Source organism: Peptoclostridium acidaminophilum DSM 3953 (assembly GCF_000597865.1).
GTDB lineage: Bacteria > Bacillota > Clostridia > Peptostreptococcales > Peptostreptococcaceae > Peptoclostridium_A > Peptoclostridium_A acidaminophilum.
Genome location: NZ_CP007453.1, coordinates 378,752 through 400,243, shown reverse-complemented (window position 1 = coordinate 400,243; position 21,492 = coordinate 378,752). Strand labels below are relative to the sequence as shown.

At 43.8% G+C, this 21,492-nt stretch carries 21 protein-coding genes and 1 riboswitch; of the genes, 7 read left to right on the top strand and 14 right to left on the bottom strand.

Annotation, left to right across the window (positions count from 1 at the left end):
• Nucleotides 1-25 precede the first annotated feature (25 nt).
• Entirely contained in the window at nt 26-1,210 is a 1,185-nt protein-coding gene (locus EAL2_RS12875; protein ID WP_025436768.1) for a pyridoxal phosphate-dependent aminotransferase, read from the bottom strand.
• Nucleotides 1,211-1,526: 316 nt separating this feature from the next.
• Here EAL2_RS12875 and nadA point away from each other — a divergent pair, with 316 nt between their 5' ends.
• Nucleotides 1,527-2,438 carry a quinolinate synthase NadA gene (gene nadA / locus EAL2_RS12870; RefSeq protein WP_025436767.1) on the top strand — a complete coding sequence of 304 codons (912 nt, stop codon included), beginning with the start codon at nt 1,527-1,529 and terminating at the stop codon, nt 2,436-2,438.
• A gap of 31 nt (nt 2,439-2,469) precedes the next feature.
• On the top strand, nt 2,470-2,889 hold the full coding sequence (locus EAL2_RS12865) for a C-GCAxxG-C-C family (seleno)protein (RefSeq protein ID WP_025436766.1): 420 nt from the start codon (nt 2,470-2,472) through the stop codon (nt 2,887-2,889).
• 151 nt (nt 2,890-3,040) lie between these two features.
• On the opposite strand, the gene EAL2_RS12860 is transcribed toward EAL2_RS12865, so the two are convergent.
• The 9 genes from EAL2_RS12860 to EAL2_RS12820 form a co-directional block, all read right to left on the bottom strand.
• Nucleotides 3,041-3,967 (bottom strand): cation diffusion facilitator family transporter, encoded by a 927-nt coding sequence (locus EAL2_RS12860; RefSeq protein ID WP_025436765.1) that lies wholly within the window; start codon nt 3,965-3,967, stop codon nt 3,041-3,043.
• Nucleotides 3,968-4,025: 58 nt separating this feature from the next.
• Nucleotides 4,026-4,110: riboswitch (NiCo riboswitch) on the bottom strand.
• Between the two features lie 45 nt (nt 4,111-4,155).
• Nucleotides 4,156-4,797 carry a hypothetical protein gene (locus EAL2_RS12855; RefSeq protein ID WP_025436764.1) on the bottom strand — a complete coding sequence of 214 codons (642 nt, stop codon included), beginning with the start codon at nt 4,795-4,797 and terminating at the stop codon, nt 4,156-4,158.
• 2 nt (nt 4,798-4,799) lie between these two features.
• Nucleotides 4,800-5,801 (bottom strand): uroporphyrinogen decarboxylase family protein, encoded by a 1,002-nt coding sequence (locus EAL2_RS12850; RefSeq protein WP_025436763.1) that lies wholly within the window; start codon nt 5,799-5,801, stop codon nt 4,800-4,802.
• On the bottom strand, nt 5,802-6,443 hold the full coding sequence (locus EAL2_RS12845; RefSeq protein WP_025436762.1) for a cobalamin B12-binding domain-containing protein: 642 nt from the start codon (nt 6,441-6,443) through the stop codon (nt 5,802-5,804).
• A gap of 23 nt (nt 6,444-6,466) precedes the next feature.
• A complete protein-coding gene (locus EAL2_RS12840) occupies nt 6,467-8,200 on the bottom strand; it encodes a DUF4091 domain-containing protein (RefSeq protein ID WP_025436761.1) in 1,734 nt (577 codons plus the stop codon).
• Nucleotides 8,201-8,262: 62 nt separating this feature from the next.
• Nucleotides 8,263-9,357 carry an ABC transporter ATP-binding protein gene (locus EAL2_RS12835; protein ID WP_025436760.1) on the bottom strand — a complete coding sequence of 365 codons (1,095 nt, stop codon included), beginning with the start codon at nt 9,355-9,357 and terminating at the stop codon, nt 8,263-8,265.
• Nucleotides 9,358-9,413: 56 nt separating this feature from the next.
• Nucleotides 9,414-10,253 (bottom strand): carbohydrate ABC transporter permease, encoded by an 840-nt coding sequence (locus tag EAL2_RS12830; RefSeq protein ID WP_051489265.1) that lies wholly within the window; start codon nt 10,251-10,253, stop codon nt 9,414-9,416.
• A 3-nt stretch (nt 10,254-10,256) separates the two neighbouring features.
• Nucleotides 10,257-11,150 (bottom strand): carbohydrate ABC transporter permease, encoded by an 894-nt coding sequence (locus EAL2_RS12825; protein ID WP_242842538.1) that lies wholly within the window; start codon nt 11,148-11,150, stop codon nt 10,257-10,259.
• A 63-nt stretch (nt 11,151-11,213) separates the two neighbouring features.
• A complete protein-coding gene (locus tag EAL2_RS12820) occupies nt 11,214-12,458 on the bottom strand; it encodes a sugar ABC transporter substrate-binding protein (protein WP_025436757.1) in 1,245 nt (414 codons plus the stop codon).
• A 595-nt stretch (nt 12,459-13,053) separates the two neighbouring features.
• On the opposite strand from EAL2_RS12820, the gene selD reads away from it, so the two are divergent.
• Nucleotides 13,054-14,064 (top strand): selenide, water dikinase SelD, encoded by a 1,011-nt coding sequence (gene selD, locus EAL2_RS12815; protein ID WP_242842543.1) that lies wholly within the window; start codon nt 13,054-13,056, stop codon nt 14,062-14,064.
• A 211-nt stretch (nt 14,065-14,275) separates the two neighbouring features.
• On the opposite strand, the gene EAL2_RS12810 is transcribed toward selD, so the two are convergent.
• From EAL2_RS12810 to yedE, 4 genes are read right to left on the bottom strand one after another with little or no spacing between them, the layout of a single operon-like run.
• On the bottom strand, nt 14,276-15,151 hold the full coding sequence (locus EAL2_RS12810; protein ID WP_025436755.1) for an NAD(P)H-hydrate dehydratase: 876 nt from the start codon (nt 15,149-15,151) through the stop codon (nt 14,276-14,278).
• Nucleotides 15,139-15,684, bottom strand: coding sequence for a DUF3343 domain-containing protein (locus EAL2_RS12805; protein WP_025436754.1), 546 nt, complete (start codon nt 15,682-15,684; stop codon nt 15,139-15,141). The genes EAL2_RS12810 and EAL2_RS12805 overlap by 13 nt, the downstream gene beginning before the upstream one ends.
• Nucleotides 15,685-15,720: 36 nt before the next feature.
• Nucleotides 15,721-15,942 carry a sulfurtransferase TusA family protein gene (locus tag EAL2_RS12800; RefSeq protein ID WP_025436753.1) on the bottom strand — a complete coding sequence of 74 codons (222 nt, stop codon included), beginning with the start codon at nt 15,940-15,942 and terminating at the stop codon, nt 15,721-15,723.
• Between the two features lie 31 nt (nt 15,943-15,973).
• On the bottom strand, nt 15,974-17,059 hold the full coding sequence (gene yedE / locus EAL2_RS12795) for a YedE family putative selenium transporter (RefSeq protein ID WP_025436752.1): 1,086 nt from the start codon (nt 17,057-17,059) through the stop codon (nt 15,974-15,976).
• Nucleotides 17,060-17,508: 449 nt separating this feature from the next.
• Between yedE and EAL2_RS12790 the strand changes: the two genes are divergently transcribed.
• The 4 genes from EAL2_RS12790 to EAL2_RS12775 all read left to right on the top strand — a co-directional run bounded on the left by EAL2_RS12790 (nt 17,509) and on the right by EAL2_RS12775 (nt 21,483).
• Nucleotides 17,509-18,375, top strand: coding sequence for an acyltransferase domain-containing protein (locus EAL2_RS12790; RefSeq protein WP_025436751.1), 867 nt, complete (start codon nt 17,509-17,511; stop codon nt 18,373-18,375).
• A 66-nt stretch (nt 18,376-18,441) separates the two neighbouring features.
• The gene (locus EAL2_RS12785; RefSeq protein ID WP_322787257.1) at nt 18,442-19,704 is read left to right on the top strand and encodes an ABC transporter substrate-binding protein; all 1,263 of its coding nucleotides are present in this window, start codon (nt 18,442-18,444) and stop codon (nt 19,702-19,704) included.
• Between the two features lie 67 nt (nt 19,705-19,771).
• Complete coding sequence (locus EAL2_RS12780; protein WP_025436749.1) at nt 19,772-20,644, top strand: carbohydrate ABC transporter permease; 873 nt, start codon at nt 19,772-19,774, stop codon at nt 20,642-20,644.
• Nucleotides 20,641-21,483 (top strand): carbohydrate ABC transporter permease, encoded by an 843-nt coding sequence (locus EAL2_RS12775; protein WP_025436748.1) that lies wholly within the window; start codon nt 20,641-20,643, stop codon nt 21,481-21,483. The genes EAL2_RS12780 and EAL2_RS12775 overlap by 4 nt, the downstream gene beginning before the upstream one ends.
• Nucleotides 21,484-21,492 lie beyond the last annotated feature (9 nt).

Here is a 21,492-nt window from a genome sequence, read left to right as displayed (position 1 = left end):
CTGCAACATCGATGTAATTCTATGACTATTTCAGCTCATCTATCAGAGCCTTGAAACTTGGAAGCGCTCTTTCTATTGTCTTGTAGGCTACGCAGTAGGCAATTCTTACATATCCTGGACATCCGAATGCCGACCCCGGCACTAGGAGTATGTTTTTATCCTTAGCCTTCGCGCAAAACTCCTTGTCATCCTCAATCGGAGCCTTAACAAAGAGGTAGAACGCGCCCTCGGGCTTTATGCACTCATAGCCGTATGACGAAAGGTTGTTGTAAAGAAGCTCGCGGTTCTTGTTGTAAGCCTCTACATCCACCTCGGCATCAAGACACCTAGCTATCACTTTTTGTATTAGCGAAGGAGCGTTTACAAATCCCAGGATTCTGTTTGCTATGTTGGCTGCGGCAACCACGTTTTCAAAATCTGCAACCTCGCTTGGTATAACAAGATATCCTATCCTCTCGCCAGGCAGAGAAAGGGATTTGCTGTAGGAGTAACCTACTATTGTGTTTGCATAGTACTTAGTTAAATATGGAACCTGCGCATTGTCATATGCAAGCTCCCTGTATGGCTCGTCAGATATTATGTATATGTCTGTTCCGAATTCCTTCTGCTTCTCCTCCAGAATTTTTGCCAGCTTAACTATTGTCTCTTCCGAGTATATTACTCCCGTTGGGTTGTTTGGTGAATTAACTATTACAGCCTTAGTGTTTGGCGTAATCTTTCCTTTGAATTCTTCAAGGTTTGGCTGGAAGTCAACAGTGTTTGGCGATACTATTACGAGCTTGCCGTCAAAGTTGTCAGCATAGGCTCTGTATTCACCAAAGAATGGCGCAAATACGACGACCTCGTCCCCAGGATTCAGCAGGGTTTTGAATACAACGTTTAGTCCTCCTGCCGCTCCTACTGTCATGAGTATGTTCTTGTGATTGAAAGCTGTGCCGAATTTCTTGTTTATTGACTTGGCTATGGCTTCCCTAACATCTTCATAGCCCGAGTTGTTCATGTATCCATGTATGCTCATAGCATCTTCGGAATTCACAATATCTACAATTGCCTTTTTCACTTCGTCAGGTGCCTCAACGCTTGGGTTCCCTATACTGAAATCAAATACATTTTCTGCTCCGTGAATCCCTGCCAGTCTTTTACCTTCTTCAAACATCGCCCTTATTATTGAACTGCTTTGTACCTGTGCTTGCATTTTCTTTGAAATCATAGCTACCAACCTTTCCTTATGTTATATTTTAGGCTCACATCATAACTATTGTGTCCCTATGTAATTTTAACTCTATTTTGATTATATACCCTATGTATAGATTCTGAACATACAAAAATCATTTTTTTCACAAAATACTGCCAGTCTAACTCTCGCTAGAGCTCTATTAGTTTTCCTTCTGTCTAATCATGCTAATTTTTATATATATCATAATTTTCATAAATATTGTAAAATATAAGTTGACCGGCAAGTTGTTTAGGGTTACTATTTTCAAAAGCATATTATTTGGATATATATTTTAAGGAGGACTTTATAAGTGACTGCTGATATTCGCGAGAAAATACTCAAGCTTAAAAAGGAAAGGAACGCCATAATACTTGCACACCTCTACCAGAGGCCAGAGATTCAGGAAATAGCCGATGCTACAGGCGACTCGTACTATCTCAGCAAGGTCGCCAGGGATTGCGAACAGGACGTGATAGTCTTTTGCGGCGTAAAATTCATGGCTGACAGCGCCAAGATACTCTCGCCCCACAAGACAGTGCTTCTGCCTGTGCTTGATGCCGGCTGCCCTATGGCAGAAATGGCTGACACTGAAGGTGTGCAAAGGCTCAAAGAGGAGCATCCCAATGCTACCGTAGTTTGCTACATCAACTCGACGACGGAGGTCAAGGCGCTTTGCGACGTTAGTGTGACCTCATCAAGCGCCGACAAGATAATAAGCAACATAGAAAGTGATGAGATAATATTCCTTCCAGACAGGAACCTTGGCGGCTATATAGCCGAGCGGTTCCCAGACAAGAAGTTCATACTCTGGGATGGCTTTTGCATAACTCACGTCAGGGTCGAGCCGGAAGAAGTCATTGAATTAAAAGAAAAGATTGAAGACGCGCTCGTGCTGGCCCACCCTGAATGCGAAAAGGAGATAAGGGATCTGGCTGACTTTATCGGCAGCACAAGCCATATAATAGACTACGCCACAAATTCCGACAAGAAGAATTTCATAATAGTCACAGAGGAAGGCATCCTCTACGAGCTTAAGAAAAGAAATCCGGACAAGAACTTCTACATTCCTGGCGGCTCAATGACATGCCAGAACATGAAGAAGACTACGCTTGAGGACGTCTACAACAGCCTGCTCTACATGCAGCACAACATAACTATAGACGAGGAAATCAGGGTCAAGGCCCTCAAGTCGCTTGAGAGAATGCACGAGCTTACGAAATAGAAGCCAGAAAGAATAGAGGGAGAGGATAAATATGCTAATGGATACCGTAAGAAAATATAGAGATAAGAGCAGATATGATCTTAGCTGCTCCGAAACTATCATTTACGCTGCAAACGAGGAATACAGCCTTGGCCTAAACCAGCCTGCCATGAAGTCGATGGCTCCCTTTAGCGCCGGCATGTATGTAGAAAGCGTGTGCGGAGCCATGGCTGCATCCCTTGCTGTGCTCGGCGTGCTCTTTACCGACAACGTAGCCCACCAGAGCGAGAATCTAGAGCCCCTTGTAGTCGAGTTCATAGACAAATTCAAAAGCAAGCTCAGTTCCAGCATGTGCGCCGATCTTAAGCCCCTCTACCGAACTGAGGAAGAGGGCTGCAACTACGTTATTTTTGCGGCCGGCGAAGTACTCCAGGAGATTGTGGACAGGGAGCTAGCAAAAAGAAAAGTATAGACTCATTGAATAAATACGCCATCCAAAAACGGCCTGACAGCATTTAGCTATCAGGCCGTTTTTCATATTATATCGTTACATACTAGGTTGGCTTAATAATTTTGAAACAAACTGAGATGTTTCTTCTCTCTTCTGGTACGTGCCTGCTAATCTATTCTTTTTCTGGCTCCTGGTTTTGATTTTTCTTCGCTTCATAGTCCTTGGATTTGACTCCAGACTCTACGTAAGGCTCTATATGCACGATCACCTGTGTATTGTGGTTTATCTCGTCCTTAATCCGCTTCTCTATTCTGTGAGAGAGTACATGGGCCTCCTGGACAGTCATGTTCGGGTCAGTCATAACATGCATGTCGATGTGTATGTCATCTTCCCTTCCTCGGCTTCTTATGTGATGGACGTCCTTTACCTCATCGAAGCCCATTACAATCTCGCAAACCTTCTTGTCGCACACTGCGCTCTTGTCTACAAGTACTCCGCTTGCATGGTTGAATATCTCGTATGACGCATGTAGTATAAATCCTGCGACCACAAGAGATGCTATAGGGTCTATTATCGCTGGCATTCCAAGCTTAATTCCAACAAGCGTCGCTAATACGCCTATTGAAATGAATATGTCGCTTCTTGTGTGGGTCGAATCGGCTACAAGTATATCGCTGCCAAGCTTCCTGCCCTCCCTGAGCTCGATTGTAGATACAGCTATATTTATTATGAGTGTGATCACAAGGGCCACTATGCTTTCGATATTTACCTCCGGCATGACGGGATTTGCAAATCTGCCGAAAGCGTCCAGTATGACCTTGCCCGCTATGAAAAAGAGCATGCCCGCTATGAAAAGTCCAGAGAGCGTCTCGAATTTCTTGTGTCCGTAAGGGTGGTCCTCATCTACAGGCTTTGCCGCTATGCTTATGCCGATTAGGCCGACTATGTTTGACGAGCCGTCAGAAAGAGAGTGGTAGCCATCGGCCGTCATACTCGCACTGCTTATCATCATTCCTATTACTATTTTCAAGACCGCAACAAACAGGTTGGCTAAAAGTATTATCCATAGTATTTTCTTGACCTTCTTGTATTTTTCCATATATCTCAATAGCTCCTTTGCGCAAAATAAAAAATCCATAGGACAATAAAACCTTAAAAATTGTCCCATGGATTTAATCCACTGCTTCGTTCAAAGCCCGACTGCATGCAGCATTGATGCACCGTCTGTTCAAATCAAATATTACATTACTCAATATAATAATATACGATGGGTTTTATGTCAACCTGCTAAAAACATTTATTCTCGCATCTGTCACACATGCTCAGCTTGTCTGCAGCGCTTCCCATTCCAAAAATTACTGCCACTGTTTTGATGGGATTAAACTGGAAATGCGAGCTTATTGTTATGTTGCTTATTTCAGCTTCAAGCGCTTCAAATATCATTTTCTGATTCGATATTTCAAAATCTCTTTGCGAGGGAAAGATCTGCGCAGATATTTTATAAGGGGCAGACTCCTCTTCAATTGCTTCCTTCAGCTGCCGGTTAATATCGTCAAGAGCCACCACGCCTATCTTGTCGAGTATCATTGCCCGTATCATCTCACTACCGATTGAATGCTCATTTATCCGTTTTTCTATCCTGTTTCCTATTGTATAGAGCGCTAGATAGAGCTCTATTGAATCCTCGAGCTCCTGCGCCACATATTCGCTCTGAATTGAAGTAGTTCCACCAAAGCGTGTTTCAGCGCCTTTAATGGAATCTATTTTAAAGCGCTTGACTAATACTTCGGGCTCAAAAAGCTCCGCAGCCCTTTCCATTTCCTCATCGATTTTTTTCAGGATTATAGGAGGGCATGGCTTGCTGGCATAGCCCAGGAATTTTTTCACCTGCTCCTTGTCTATATTTATATCTTTAATTTTTAGTCTCATATCTAAACCTCTATATTGTCAAGCTCTTCATATGACATCCTGCCGGCTCTTATGGCAGCCTGGAGGTTTTCAACAGGCGTGTCATTCATGCAGTTGCATCCGAAGGCGCACATGTAGTTGTCGTACTTCCTCATTTTCTTGAGCAGCTTTATCGTCTCAAGCCTTATCGTATCCACATTTGAGTTGAAGAGAAGCTCAAGAGGGTCTAGATTTCCAAGCAGCACTATGTTTGGAGGTATTCGTTTCATTACCTCCTCATAATTCATTATCTGGTCGAGGCTGAGGGCGTCAACATTGCATGTGAGCATAAGATCCAGCAGGAAATTGGTGTCTCCACATATGTGAAGCGCTTTCCAGCAGTCCAGCTCGTCATATATCCTGTTGAGATTAGGAACTACAAGCTTTTTGAATCTTTCGGGTCCTAAGGTTACCGTGGCCGGCTCTGCTATTGATATATACTTGGCGCCGACTTTGTTGACAGCCACGGCATATCTTCTGACAGTTTCCGTTGTGAATTCAAGCAGATTTTCGACGAACTCCGGGTCTTTTATTACGCATCTTAGAAGATGAGTTGCTCCCGCCAGCTGTACCGCCAGGGTGAATGGCCCTTGTATAGACACGAAGAGCGGCTTGTCAATATTTGTGGCTATCAGCTCCAGGCTTTTAAGGTTAACGGGCATCCTGCCCGATTTATACGGGTCGGAGACTTCAAAGCGTTGGAGTGATTCAATATCCACTATGGGATGGCTCAGCACGCTTGGAAAGTCATAATCGGGCTTCAATATGTCCAAGCCCAGCGTCTCGCAGAATATCGCACCGTCGCACAGCGAATATATGAAGTCGGTTTCAAAGGTCTCATTCATCTTCTTTGCAAGCTCAAGCTGCTTGTTTGGGTCAGTGTAAACCTCGTAGGCCTTGTAGCCCGTTAAAAAAAGACCGTTAGTCCCCATGTCAGGCAGAAAAAAGCTTCTTTCTTCGCTGTTTATATACTCAAGCAGAGTCATCTATTTTCCCTCCTTCAGCAGCCCTTGAACCAGCTTTACTGTATTTGGCGCATTTGAGGCGTAGCCGTCAGCGTTTATTTCAACAGAGTAATTCTTTGTGACGCTTCCGCCGCCTATTATGATATACGGCTTTTTCCCCGAATCCATGGAGTTGAGTTTGTCTATTAGCTTCTTCATCTCACCCCTTGTGGTTGTCATCATCGACGAGAGTCCAATTATCTGAGCGCCTTCCGAAGCGGCCATGCTTATGATTTCATCGACGCTTCTGTTTACCCCGAAATCTACGACATCATACCCTGCCGCCTCGAGCATTATCTTTACTATGTTCTTGCCTATCTCGTGTGTGTCTCCCTCTACGACAGCAAGCAGTATCTTGCCCTTGCTCTCACTGCTGAGGCTGCCGTATTCACTTAATGCCTTTAGGCCCTTGTTTAATGTGTCGGCGCACACTATTATTTCCGGTATGTCATACTGCTTGCTCTCGAAAAAGTCTATGGCCCTTACCATACCTTCGTTAAGACCTTTTTCATATATATCCTGCAGCTGTATATGCTCAGCTTCAATTGCCTGCCTTATCAGAGTGCCTATGCTTTCCTCGTCCATGTTGAGTATGCAGTCGGAAATTTGTCTTAATATATCCATGATTTTGCCTCCTTTGCTCTTTGTTACAGCTTTGAATTAAGCAGGTGCTTCTTAATCAGCGAGTTTCTTAGCTCAGCGTATTCTTTGTATTCCAGCGAATACTTCATCCTGACGCTTCTTTCCGGTACGAACTCCATATCGCACTTACTTCCAAGAAGTCTTTCCATCTCCCTTATTATTTCAGTCTTTGAAATTCCACTTTTCTCAAGCTCCTTGAAAATGCCAAAGTCCTGTATTCCAAACAGGAAGTTCTTCTCCCTCACAGATCCCATGGGCTTCATGTCCTTGCCCGGATATATAAAAAACATATCTCCAGCGTTCCATTTCGGATACTTGTACCTTACATCCTTAAGCGGATTGGTCGGCCATATTGCATATGCCCACCTAAGGAATCCGTCCAGATCCCAGTAGTACGTGAACCAGCCATTGAGCCTGCTTTCAATAAGCGGAGACTTTATGAAAATGTTCAAATCCTCAGGGAAGCAGCATGAAAACCACGTCATTTTTCCGCCTCGGCTGTTGACCTCGTCCTTTATGGAATTGAGTCTTTCCATACTGTTTACAAGCTCGCATGTGTTGAGTGACAGGTACTGTATGTTGTCCCCGTAATTATCAAAAAAGTGCTGGTCGTGTATTGCGCATTTAATATTGATCTTTCGCTCCGGCACTGCCGACTCTATGAGCTCAAGCGTCTCCTTGAAAAGCTCTACATTGTTAGGTTCATCGCTCATAATCTTCACCTTGTCCCACAGCCCTCTGCCCGCAAGGTGTCTGAAGACAGCACGGAGATACTCCCCGAACTCCTCCTTTGACCTTATATAGTCAAAGCGACCCAAATCCTCGTCATAGCAGACAACCCTCATGGGGTCCTTAAGGTCTCCTATGGGGCTTCCAAATGAGTATGCATCCCAGTTGCCTATTATTCCGAATATGTTTATCTCCTCGTCGATGCCGTGGCCAAAGCATATATCGATATACCTGTCCACCGCTGAAAAGTCGCAGGTTAGCCTGCCGTTTTTTCTGCTTACTTTTACTATGTTGAATTCATAAAGGTTTGAAGCGTTATCCTCGAACTGGTAGCATCTTTGGCCCGCCCATGGGTAGTCTGTAATTATCAGGTCCACAACCCGCTGCCCGAGCTCCGACAGCCCCTTTATATAGTTGTCAATTATCTGAAAGTGTTCTTCGGAAAAGTACTCTACATCGTATGCTCTGGCCCAGCTACAAAGGTGCTGCCAAAGGTCCAGATAGAATCCACCTTCCTTAACCGGCCTAATGACGTAGTCCAGCACGCCTATATTGACATCTTCTTTTGCAACCAGCTCTTCCGCTCTATAGCCGTTAGAATGATACGCTCTTAGCTCCAATTCCAAATTAGCTTTTGAAAATCCTTTCGGCACCTTGCCCTGCACCCAGATCATCTGGTATCCGCTTTCGATATAAAGTGATTTTTTCTTAAGTATGGGGTCTGCGACTATGCTTCCATCATCAATTTGCACATATCCGAGAAAACTCATATCTAGTAGACCTTCGTGGCCGGCTATCTCTATGCGGATTCTGTCGCCGAGTCCCTTCCAGTGTATGTCTCTATTCTTTCCGAGCGTGCCAAAGAACGGCTTATCTGCTCTTATGAATATCTGGAATGCAAAGGATTCCTCCTTAGCCACCTCCAGATAAAAATCTCCGCTTTTTATGGTTTCTTCGCTTCCCTTTATATGCTTTACTGATGAATCCAGAATCTTATAATCAAGTTTCATATTTCTCATCACTCCTATTCATAGCCTTCAGATTGTTCCAGGAGCACCAGAATACCTATATGTTATATGCTTAGCTCACTGGATTTGTCGAAGTAGTGCAGCTTATTTGCCTCGAAATTAAATTGCACTTCATCTCCAAGGTCGACAGCCACATCACTCCCAGCTTTTACGGTTACGCTGCCATGCCCGCCTTTTAAGTAGAGATACTTTTCGCTCCCCATGTTCTCAATCACATCCACCTCGGCTTTTATTGGATATGCCTCTTCGTCATGGCCTAAATATACGTCTTCGGGACGCACTCCTATTTTAAGCGCCTTTCCCACATAGCCCTTTTCCCTGAGCCTGCTTTCAGCCTCGCCTGATGGCCTTATTTTCATACCGTCCCTTTTCAGATAGATTTCAGCTCCGTTTTCAACAACATCTACCTCAAGGAAATTCATCTGGGGACTCCCAATGAAGCCGGCCACGAAAAGATTTGCAGGATTTTGATAGAGCTCCTGCGGTGAGGCAAACTGCTGAATGATGCCGTCCTTCATTACTACTATCTTGTCAGCCATTGTCATAGCTTCAACCTGGTCGTGCGTAACGTATATGAAAGTGGTCCCCAGCTTTTTGTGCAGCTTGACTATCTCTCCCCTTGTCTGTACCCGAAGCTTTGCGTCAAGATTTGACAGGGGCTCGTCCATTAGAAACACCTTCGGGCTCCTCACAATCGCCCTTCCGAGTGCAACCCTTTGCCTCTGTCCTCCGGAAAGGGCCTTCGGCTTCCTGCCCAACAATTCGTTTATTCCGAGAATGTCGGCCGCCCTGCTTACCCTTTCTTCAATCTCTTCCTTTGGCATCTTTCTCATCTTGAGGCCGAAAGCCATATTTTCATATACGGTCATATGTGGATAGAGAGCATAATTCTGGAACACCATGGCTATGTCCCTGTCCTTTGGCTCCACGTCGTTCACGAGCTTTTCGTCTATATAGAGCTCGCCCTCGGTTATGTCCTCGAGACCTGCAATCATACGGAGCATAGTCGATTTTCCGCATCCAGACGGTCCGATAAGTATAATGAATTCTTCATGTTTTATGTCCAGATTGAAATCAGAAACAGCCCTGACATTTCCAGGATAAACCTTATTTATGTTTTTGAATGTTAAACTCGACATTTTTTATCTCCTTTTCAGTCTTATTCCTTGTCATCATGCTTATATCCATATACTGACTATTCTTTTACGCCTCCCGCCGACAATCCCTTCACAAGGTACTTCTGTATCATCAGAAAGAGTACGAAAACCGGTATTACGGAAATCAAAGAAGCCGCCATCATGTTGTGCCAGTATGTCTCAAACAGTGAGCGGTATGAAGTCAGAGCCACCGACAGCGTTCTCATTTCGGTGCGGGTGATGAAGGAGTTTGCGAATATAAGATCATTCCAGGAGACGATAAACGCAAACAGTCCCGATGTTATAATGCCGGGAGCAAGTAGCGGCATAAGTATCCTAGTTACCGCCTGCAGCCTCGTGCAGCCGTCCAGCATCGCGGCCTCCTCAAGGCTTGGCGATATGCCGTCTAGATACCCGTACAAAAGCCATACGGTCATCGGCAGTGAAAATGCCGTATTGGGAATAATAAGTGAAAGATGGGTATTCAGCAGGCCCATGTCTCTTATTATTCCATACATTGGTCCAATCAGAATCACTGCAGAAAACATCTGGGTTATTATAACTCCAAAAAGAAAAGGTTTCTTTCCCGCAAACTTGAATCTTGATGCGCTATAAGCCGCAAATGAGCCGAGCACCGTGCACAGCAGCATCGTGCTGAGTGATACTATGAGGCTGTTTACAAAGGCAATTCTTATGTTCCCCGCCTTGCTCCAAACGGTGCTGAAATTCTCCCATTTTGGAATGTCCGGCAGCCAGACGGGAGGCCATTTTGTGACCTCCGCATACGACTTGAGCGAAGTGGATATCATTATGAAAAAAGGCACTATCATCAGCCCTATTATCACAGTTATAATTGCCGTGTTTATTATTTTTAGAATAGGTATTTTTTTTATTTTCATGTCCTAATCCTCATCCTTGTTAATCTGCTTCCAGTAAAATATGCTTAGCGCAGTTAAAATTACGAAAACAGCCACCGACAATGTCGCACTCATGCCCAGATTATACTTGCCGAAGGTCTCCTTGTATATCCTTATCATCATTGTCTCCGTTCCACCCATAGGCCCGCCTCCCGTAAGCACAAATATCACATTGAATGAGTTAAAAGTCCAAATGGTTGTCAAGGTTAGAGCAATCAGGATTACCTTCTTCATGCTTGGCAAGGTTATATGGACGAATTTTTGCAGAGCATTTGCTCCGTCCACCCTGGCTGCCTCATAAAATGAATCGGGTATGGCGCTCAGCCCTGACAGGAATATCATCGTCACCAGCGGAATTCCAATCCATGCATCTACTACGGAGGTCGATATGAATGCCAGTCTCGGGCTTGAAAGCCAATAAATGGCGTTTTCTATGAGTCCCATTTTCTGAAGATAGTAGTTTAGATATCCATACTGTCCGTCGAGTATCCATGCCCAGAGTATAGATACGACAACTTGTGGAATAGCCCATGGAATAAGCACAAGAAATCTGTATATTTTTTTTAAATATATTTCTCCGTTTAAAAACATAGCCAGAATAAATCCAAAGCCAATTTTCAAAGCAACAGTCAACACTGTCCATTTCAATGTAAGTATAAGCGTGTTGTAGAATTTCGGATCAGTCAGCACCCTCTTGTAATTCGCAAGCCCCACGAATATGCTCTTGCTTCCAATAAGCGATACATCCTGGAATGAGTATTTGAATGTAAGTAGAAGAGGGTATCCGTATACTATAATCATGAATATCAATACGGGAGCTATCAGCGCATATGGCGTTGCATGCCTTTTCCTTAGCTCTGTAAACATAACTTCCTCCATGCTCTTGTATTGCAAGAAGGTAGCTGAAATCAGCTACCTTCTTGTTTAGTTTTATTTTGTTGTTTATTTTGTTGTAAGTTCAGCTTCGGCAGCTTTCAACGCATCCTCTGCTGTCGCGTTTCCAGTCAAGACCTTTTGAACGGCAGTTACAAACTGCTCGTTGAAAGTATCCCAAACTGGAACCTGTGGCTCTGCCACACCGTATTGTATCATTTCCTTAAACGGCTTTAGGAAATCGCTGCTATATCTTTCTTCCTTCTCTTCCTCTACTAGTATAGGGAAGAAACCTATCGCCTCGTCGTATGCGTTCTGATACTCGAATTTGCCCATATGCTCTATAAGCTTCCACGCAAGCTCCTTGTTCTTGCTTTGCGAGGATATTGAAAATGAGTCGGTTACTAGTGTTTCAGCCATCTTTGTGCCTGAAGGAAGCACAGCCACTCCATATGGAGCCTTGTCTGCACTCTCATCAAGCGTTTTCTGTTCCCATGGTCCCGATATGAACATTGCAAGATCTCCGTTTTGGAACATTGGAGCCTGGCTTGACCTTGATGTTGAAACTGGATCAGGTATTAGCTTGTTGTCACTGAATTTCTTCAAGAATTCCAGTGTTGCAATGTTTTCAGCTGTGGCCAGCTTTATGTTGCCATCCGCGTCGGTAGCCGAGCCGCCGTTTTGATATATGAAGTTGAACAGCTCATCTGTTCCTGAAGTGATGTCTGTTGGTATTGCAAAGCCGTACATTTCAGGATGCTCTTTCTTGACCTTTTCAGCAGCTGCATAAAGCTCGTCCCAAGTAGTTGGAGGAGTCTGTATAAGGTCAGTTCTGTAGTAAAGAGCCCTTGACGAGAATGCCAGTGGAATTCCGTATTGCGTTCCGCTTATATTTGCAGTAGCCAGAACAGGCTTTACACGACCAGCCTTGAATTCGTCAGTCATGTACTGGTCCAGCTTTTCTATTGCTCCCATCGCCGCAAACTGTCTGAGCGACCTGGAGCCTGTTATCATAACATCCGGCGCCTCATTTGCCTGTATCAGCGAAACTATTTTGCTGTTGGCCTCGTCCCAACCTGCAGGCACTACTTCAACATCTACGCCCTGGTTTTCCTTTTCAAAGTCGTTTATACCCGCATCGTAAAGCCCCTTCCAGAGCTCGTCTTCGTAGCCCGGAATGAATATTTTAATTACCTGCTTTTCGCCAGCTGCCTCTTCTGTTTTCTTTCCTGTGCAGCCCACCATTGAGCCCGCAACACAGGCTACAAGCAACAGTATCAGCGCCGAATAAATACCCTTGAATTTCTTTTTCATATTAGATAATAACCCCCTGGTTTTTATATTGTTTGTCCCCTGCTTTTGAGGATCCGTTTTATAATTATAATCATTTCAAATTGTTTTGACTATATTTATTAATATTTCCTATGATATAACATCGTTCTATTAGTATTTTTTATACATTTGCCTAATAATGTATATTTTAAATTTCCGGCAGTTTGTTAATTTTAATCCCGAATTATTCATGACAACAACAACTTTCTGCCGTAATCATTGATATTGCTTAAATATTGCGATTTTTCACTCTGCACCCAATGAGTGAAAGCCAAAAGTGAAGAGTAGTTTTTTAGCAAATCTAACACTGCATGAATAATTCGGGCTTGATATAGTTTTTTTCTATATCCGATTACATAGCTATTATATTATCTAATGCGCTCTATGCCTATTTACTTGTGTGCAATTGCGGGGTATATATTCATTAGATTTTATATTTTTATTATATTCACAGCTTAAAAGCAACATAAAAGGGGGCTATTATATGGATATTAAGAAACTAAAGCTTCATCATAGACTCGAAACAAACAAGTTAAAAACAAATAAACATTATGAGGAAGAGGTTAAGCTGACTCAGATGGTTCGGGCAGCTGGCTGAGCCGCTAAGCTGGGGCCGGAGTATCTGGCCAAAGCGCTTGAAATAATTCCTCAGGTATTCAACAAGGATCTTTTAGTAGGCTATGAGCACTCAGATGACGCTGCAGTCTATAGGATAAACAGTGAGACGGCACTAATACTGACGCTGGATTTTTTCACACCTGTAGTCGACGACCCCTATCTCTTCGGATTGATTTCAGCCACGAACTCACTCTCTGACGTGTATGCTATGGGCGGCAAGCCACTTGTCGCAATGAATATCGTCTGCTTTCCAGCCTGCAAGGACGTTGGCATATTGGCACAAATTCTAAAAGGCGGCTTTGACAAGGTTCAAGAATCTGGAGCAATTCTTGTGGGGGGCCATTCAGTGGATGACAACGAACCAAAATACGGGCTCTCTGTGTGCGGCATTGTCCATCCAGGCAGAGTGCTCTCAAACTCTGCAGCAAAGGTTGGCGATGTACTTGTGCTCACAAAGCCTCTTGGAACAGGCATAATAAATACAGGAATAAAGGCGGGAATCGTAGGTCAGCAGACAGTCGATGAGGTTGTAAAGATCATGACTCACCTGAACAAGTATGCAGCCCTGGCTTTTGATGATATAAGGGTTAATTCTGCAACGGATGTAACTGGTTTTGGATTCCTAGGACATACTATGGAGATGGCACGGGGCTCTGATGTCACAATTGAAATCACTGTAGCCCAAATACCGTTCATAGCCGAAACAGAGGAGCTTGCAAAATCAGGTATAATTCCAGCAGGAGCATATCGTAACAGGGATTTTGTCAAAAACGATGTCCGTATGGAGGGTATTGCTGATCACATATCCGACATACTCTATGATCCGCAGACAGCCGGAGGACTCTTGGTTTCTGTTCCCGAAAATGACGCCAAAGCTCTTGTAGCGAAGATGCTTGCATACGGCAGCCTTGACGCTAGAATAGTGGGCAGAGTCATACCAAAAGCAGACAAGTATGTTATAGTACGATAGACCATTCGGATAAATTGAAATTGTAAAGCCCCTGATTTCGGTGCTGACGCAAGCTGTCGAGCAAACCTATGTCAGGGGCTTAATTGTGTGTTACTTCAACTTACTATTACAATTAACCGTTATAATTATAATTGCAATTTTCAAAAAAAAATCCTGACAGCCTATTGTCGTCAGGATTTTTTAAATTCAACAACCCGGATTATATTGTACGCTAAAGACCTTGCAAATCTTCTTTGCCCAATACTTCTTCAAGAGCTTGCGGAATGTGCCTTATTATATCAATTATTTGAGTTGCCGGCGTTGGCTTTGCAAGGCATCCTGCAAGTCTATTAACCCTGGCAGCCATCGTCGCTGCCGAGCTTATTTCCATGCCCGAGGCTATCAATGCTGAAACAATTCCAGTCAGAGTATCTCCGGTGCCGCCTATGGCTTCAAGTACCTCTTCGACGGGATTGTTTACTATTGAAATTATTCCATCCCTGTTTGCAATATAATCGGTTTCCCCTTTGACCAGGAGATAGTGCGAAGCGTTGTTATGAAGATACGCTCTTTCTATAAGATCGGGTACGTAATTCTTTTCATCCAATATGAATCCGCGTGTATAGAAAGGATGCGGGGCTTCCTCGTCAGCCAGATATGCAAGCTCACCCGCATCCGGCGTGAACAGATCAAAGGAAGTTGCCAGGCCGCTCATTTTTGCAACGTACATGAATCCGGCATCGGCAATCAAGGTTGGACGGACGCTCATTGTATTGATAGCATCCATAACCTGCTGAAACGAAACTACATAAGGCTGAAAATAGTGGAACGTCAGTGTAGCATAAGCAGTTTCAGGAAGATGCTCTGCTAAATGCTTATAAAGACGAATGCAGCCTTTCCCATTGCCGATGTCTCCAACCAGAAAACAAAAGGGACTTGGCTTGCCAAGATACTTAAGTGTTTCGACAGCCGCTGCTATCATTGCCGGCGTACCACGGCTTATTGCGCAATTCTCGTCTCCAATAACCAGACGGTCTTTTTCCAACAAAACCGTTCCAGCTATAAGCGGGAATTTCTCATTTGGAATAGCTCCTATTATGCCAAACATATTTCCTTCACCCTTTCGTATGCAATCTGAAGAGCGTAAGCGCAGAGAGTATAGCCGATATCACGCGGCTGCGGTGCGTCGCTTAAATGCTTGCTTACCATCTGCTCTGCCAAATACGGCACATCCGGGCAACCACCTCCGGATATGTTTACTATAAGCAAAGTTTCCCTGTCCACAGTTATTTTCATGTTTGCCGCCCTTACCATAATGTATTTCCCAAATTCCTTCTCTTGGCAGAGGCTTACAGGCTCTAACAAAACACTGGTAACAGGTACTATTTGCGTGGGTTTGAGATTGATTTCCGAAAGCCTTCTTACTATAGACATTTCTTCAATAAGAGGAAACTCTATTACAAGGTCGCACCCGCTGCGTATCTCTGGCGGCGGGCCCATAACCCTTATCTCCCATCCTGCATTTTTTAATGCATTCTCAGCCTTTATCACTTCGCTGGTATTTGCAAAAACGAGTATTCCGCGATCTTGTTTTACCATCTCTGGTTCGCTTTTAGTTTTTTTCTTGAAGAAATTAAACATAGGTTTCCTCCTTTCCTATAATATCAGTATCAAATATTATGCTTTTATTAATATCACTCTGTAAGCATCCCCTTCAGATTGGATATTTTTGACCTCCCATCCCTGAGCTTTTGCGGCGCGGCTAACATTTCCCTTTGCTGTGTCCGTATCTACCAGAATAGTCAGTTCACCACTACCTAGCTTCTTCATTGCATTTATAGTCAGTATCACAGGCTGCGGACACGAAAGCCCTCTCGCATCAATAATTCTTTCATCCATTTCTATACCCTCCCATATGCTGCTTAAATAATTAACTTATCTTTTCTCTCATAGTAAATCCAATAAACAGGCACACTATAAACCCTATGATTACTGCTACCATACCATATGGTGTAGCTCCGGCCGGAGAACTTGCCAATCCAAAGTTATGCGCTAAAGCCGCTCCGGTAATCATACCCCATACAAACACTGCAGCGTCACCATCGCCTTCTCCAGCAAGGAAAAGCTGTCTTCCAGGGCAACCTCCTGCCAATACAAAAGCAAGACCGGCAAGAGCCATTCCAGCAAAATTCCACAGATGCATGGTGTGAGCTACAGGCTGCTCAGTGAATCCAGGGTGGAACTGGTTAAGCGCCAGATTTGCTGCAAAAGCTGCAACAACTAATGCCGCAACACCTTTAAAGAGGTGGGCATCCTTGAATAGAATTAGATCTCTGATGGCTCCCATTGTACAAAAGCGAGTTCTTTGAGCCAGGAACCCAACTAGCAAGCCTATTGCAAGGGCTATGAGCAAGGGCGCATGCATTGAGCCTGGTCCCTCTATGCTATAGAATAAAAGCTTACCTTTATCCGCTCCTGCTACTTGAGGGTCAAAGAGCAATATTGCCAGGAATCCCAGCATAGTCAAAGGCATAATCCATCCTGCCGACTTATATGTTTTATAGTTACGGCCAAGACTGTATCCGCTTTGTAAAAATCTCGTTCCAATCCATATTCCAAAAGCGAGACCGATGAGACCCAATATAGCATTCCAATCACCGCCCGCAAGGCGAAGCAGCGCTCTCCATGGGCAGCCAAGAAAAATAAGGGCGCCAATCATTGCAAAAATACCAAGCACGAATCTCACTATTGGAGCTGAGCCCATGCGAGCTTTAAACTCCTTGAACATGTTGGCCGCGATGAACGAGCCCAAGACAAAACCGATAATCTCTGGGCGCATATACTGAACTACTGCCGCCCTGTGCAGGCCAAGAGCTCCCGCGATGTCCCTCTCAAAGCAGGCTACACAAATCCCCATGTTTCCCGGATTCCCCCAAAACTGAAGTAAAGATGCTAAAATTCCGATAATTAGTCCAACAACAACAATTCCCCACTTGCCGCCTAAATAATTTTTCATTTTCTACCACCGCCTTTTACTTTTTTAATTTCAAATAATTCCGATAATTCCGGGCATAGTCAGTTCCTTTATATAAGGAGACTTCGCCTTCGCATGCACAGACTGCAATTGCATATGCTAAAAATATTATACCCACTGACATTTAAATAATTAAAACATAGAATTATATTATGAATTAAACTAATATTATAATTTTTTTCTATATATAATGCCGCCCAATCAGAAGCGATTCCGGCTCAAATACGCTCCGGGTATGAATAATTCAAGTCAATGTACTTTATTTCCATTGAGATTAATATGCTTTTTCTATGACAATTTTCATATCTATTGTAATTTCTTATGATTGTTGTGTTTTGGCGATAGATATGTATAATTATCTATTAGTCATATAACCAATAGCACAACATCTTTCCATTATTGTAAATCTATTACTCAGGCAGGTGAAATCTATGACAAAAAATGAATTCATGTTCAAGCTGAACAGCATATTATCACAGTTAGACTTTGATGTGGAGGCAAAGCATGATGCTTTAAAATATATACCTGCCCATTATGGCTATATTTCCAAAGCTGCTAAAGAAGCATACATTCTTGACGACGACAGCGATCCTATTAAAAAGAGGAAACCCCATACGAAACTTATGATCCTCATATTCAAAATGGTTGAGCTGTCGGATACGTACAAGGAGAAAGGGCTGCCAGAGAATGTGATACTTGACACTCTTTCGGATGTGACACTGCGGCAAAGGCTTTACAAAATGATGCATGGCAAGCTGGGATTGTCCGACGAAGACATTATGTGGCTTAAAAGAATATACCAGCTTAAAATATTCAAGCTGGGAGCGCTGCAGTTTGAAATAACTGACATGAAATATGTGAAATGGAAGGGCATAAAGTATATTGAAGGAGTATCTGAATTGATACCCGAGGGCGTTCCAACACTCAACGTCCACATTAGAAGGGGTGTGGATTTTTCCAGAGACGCTGTCGACAGCTCCTTTCAAAGGGCCGAGAGCTTTTTTGCGGAGCATTTTCCAGGGCATGACTTCGTGGCTTACACCTGCAACTCGTGGATGCTCTATCCGGGAAATGAGGCCTTTCTTGCCCCCACCAGCAACATACTGGATTTTGCCGCCAGGTTCCAGCTTATAGGTGAAGCAACCGACAAGGATATGGCAATTAAGTATATCTACTTTAAAAGGTACAGGTACAAGAAGGACTATCCCCAGGAAACAAGCCTCCAGAGGAAGGTCCTTGGCAGCTTCAACAAACTCGGCGCCGGCTGCGGCATTATCTGGCGTGAAAAGACACTATAATGGAAATAAACTGTCGTTGCTCTGCAATGGCATTTATTCATAAAATCTAGCTTGGGAGGAATTATTATGATGAAAAAAATGAAAAGAATATTGAGTATCGCAATGATTCTTGTGCTCACCGTTTCTTTAGCGGCATGCGGCAAGAAGCAGGAGGAGGCGGCAAAGCCTCTGGAAGGCTCGGAAATAACGTTCATGATTCCGGAGTGGGGTGTTCCTTCTCAGGAGATGCTCGACGAGTTTACAGCTGAAACAGGCATTACTGTAAACGTGGAAACCGTTGCATGGGACGACATACGCGACAAGATAGCCGTTGCCGCCGCGGGCAAAAAAGCGCCTGCCGATGTAATCGAGGTTGACTGGTCTTGGGTTGGGGAATTCTCCAGCGCGGGATGGCTTGAGCCTATTACTCTGACTCAAGAGGATATAGACGACATCCCGAGTTTGTCTTCATTCACCGTTGATGGCAAGATTCTGGGCATTCCTTACGCCAACGATTTCAGAATCGGATACTACAACACTGAAATCTACGAAAAAGCCGGCCTAACAGAACCTAAGACATGGGACGACGTAGCCGCTCAGATGAAAGCAATAAAGGATCAAAACCTGCTAGCAAATCCGTATACATTGCCTCTAACAGCAGGAGAGGGAACTACTACATCTATGATTTGGCTGACATACCTGAGAGACGGCAAGGTATTCAACGACGATAATACACTTAACAAGGAAAATGTAATGAAAACCTTGGAATTCGTTGACAGCATGATCAAGCAGGGCCTGATCAATCCTGTTAACACTACAACTAAAGATATCGACACGTATCGTCAGCTTACAAACGGCGAAGCAGCGTTCATGGTTGGCCCAACTTCCTTTGTGGGAAGAGCCAATGATGAAAAGGAATCCAAGGTAGTAGGAAAAATAATGCCAATTGTGCCTCCTGGCGGAACCGAAAAAGCTACGCAAACAATGGCCCTTGTTGAAGGCATAGGTGTTACTAAGTATTCAGAAAACAAGGAAGCTGCCGAGGTTTTCGTAAAATGGTACACATCAAAGCAAATGCAAGCTAAAATGTATGACGAGCAAAGCGCCATACCTACAAGAACAACCGTGCTTAAGGAGCTTATAGACACTGGAAAGATGAAAAACACAGGAGCTATGCTTGAAACATCCAAGCTTATACAGTCGCCATTCCCTACAGGAGTGCCAAAATACTATGCCGAAATGAGCTCAGCAATATATAATGCTGTCAACAAAATGGCACTAGGCCAATTGACACCTGAGCAAGCCTTTGAGGAAATGAATGCAAAAGTGACCAGCTTGGCTAAACAATAAACCGAATAAATACTGAACAACATCGAGGAAGGGAAACCTTCCTCTTTGACATGTCAAGGAGGCTTTTATGCAGCGAGATGTCCAAAAGGCCTTGGGTTTTTTGATGCCAATGGCCATTATTATGCTTGGACTGGTGTTTTATCCTATTATCAGAACCTTTATTTTCAGCCTTCAGCGGTACAAGCTGACCGAGCCCGACAAAGTAGGTTTCATAGGATTTGAAAATTATGCCGCTGTCCTAAGGAGCCCCGCCTTCCATTATGCCATTGTTAACACTCTTTTAATAATGGGAATTGTGCTCATAGTGGGGCTTTTTTCAAGCATAGTCGTAGCTCTAATACTTTACGGCAAGACTAGACTGAGCGGTCTGCTTACAGCAGTTGCAGTCATACCCTGGGCGCTTCCTCCCGTTGTAAACGGCGTAGTGTGGAAGTTCATATTTTACCCGGGCCAAGGCTTCCTGAACAAGCTGCTCTACAACCTGGATTTAATCGACGAGCCTGTAAGATGGCTCAACACCAGATTTGGAACACTTCTAATCGTCGGCCTAATTGTGGCGTGGCGCACCATTCCGTTTTGCGCCATAGTTTTTCTGGCAAACATGCAATCAATACCGCAGGAGGTTTACGATGCGGCGAAGGTGGACGGGGCAAACAGCAGAAAGACTTTTCTATATATAACAATGCCCCACCTTATGCCCTCGGTGGCTATTGCTTTGACAAATCTAACCATGAGCTCTATAAATGTGTTTGATGAAATAGCCGCATTGGTGGGATTCAGGAACATGGGGCAACCACTTTTGATATACAACTATACAGAGACCTTCTCATTTATGAATTTCGGATACGGCAGCGCGATTACCTATATTATAATGATTGCTTCAGGAGTCTTCGGCTATTTCTATATCCGCAGCCTGCATTTCGGAGGTGGCAAGTCATGAAACTATCCTTTAAAAAATTAGTCTATGGCTTTGTCATAGTCATGTTCCTTTTGTTCACACTAGGTCCCATATTGTGGTGCTTCACCGTAAGTATAAGCCCAGAAAGCGAGATGTTCGGAAACACCACACGCTTTCTGCCCGAAAACCCCACATTCGAGAATTATATTCAGCTCCTGGATTTTAGTTCAAGGCAGGGAAAAACGTTTCTGACAGGGCTAGGGAACTCTATGAAGGCGGTCTCCATGACACTTCTTGTCGGTCTTCCCGTATCACTTATGACTGCCTACGCATTGTCACGCTTTGATTTCAAATACAAGAGAGCTATACGCATGGCGCTGCTCATTACTATTGTAATACCTGTTTTCACAACTATTATTCCCTTGTATGCCATGTTTGCGGAGTTTGGGATACTAGACAACATATTCTGGCTTTCGCTTGTATACGTCTCGTCCTTTCTGCCTATGGTAACATGGGTGCTGTCAAACTATATGAACACAATTCCAAGTGAGCTTGATGAAGCGGCATTCCTGGATGGCTGCGGGCGTATAAAGGTTTTTTTTGTCATCATACTGCCTAATTCCATTGCAATTATTTTCGCAATAGTACTCATGATATTTTTAATGACATGGAACCAGTACCAAATACCTCTTATACTTGCTTCATCACTGGATACGAAACCTTTGAGCATGATTGTGGCCGATTTCACATCCAAGGATTTGATTCAGTATGGCGTTACCGCAGCTGCCGGAATATTGGCCCTTCTTCCGCCTGCTGTCGTGGCCATAGTATTCAGAAAGTCACTAATTTTAGGCTTGACACAGGGTTCGGTAAAAGGGTAGGTTTTCATT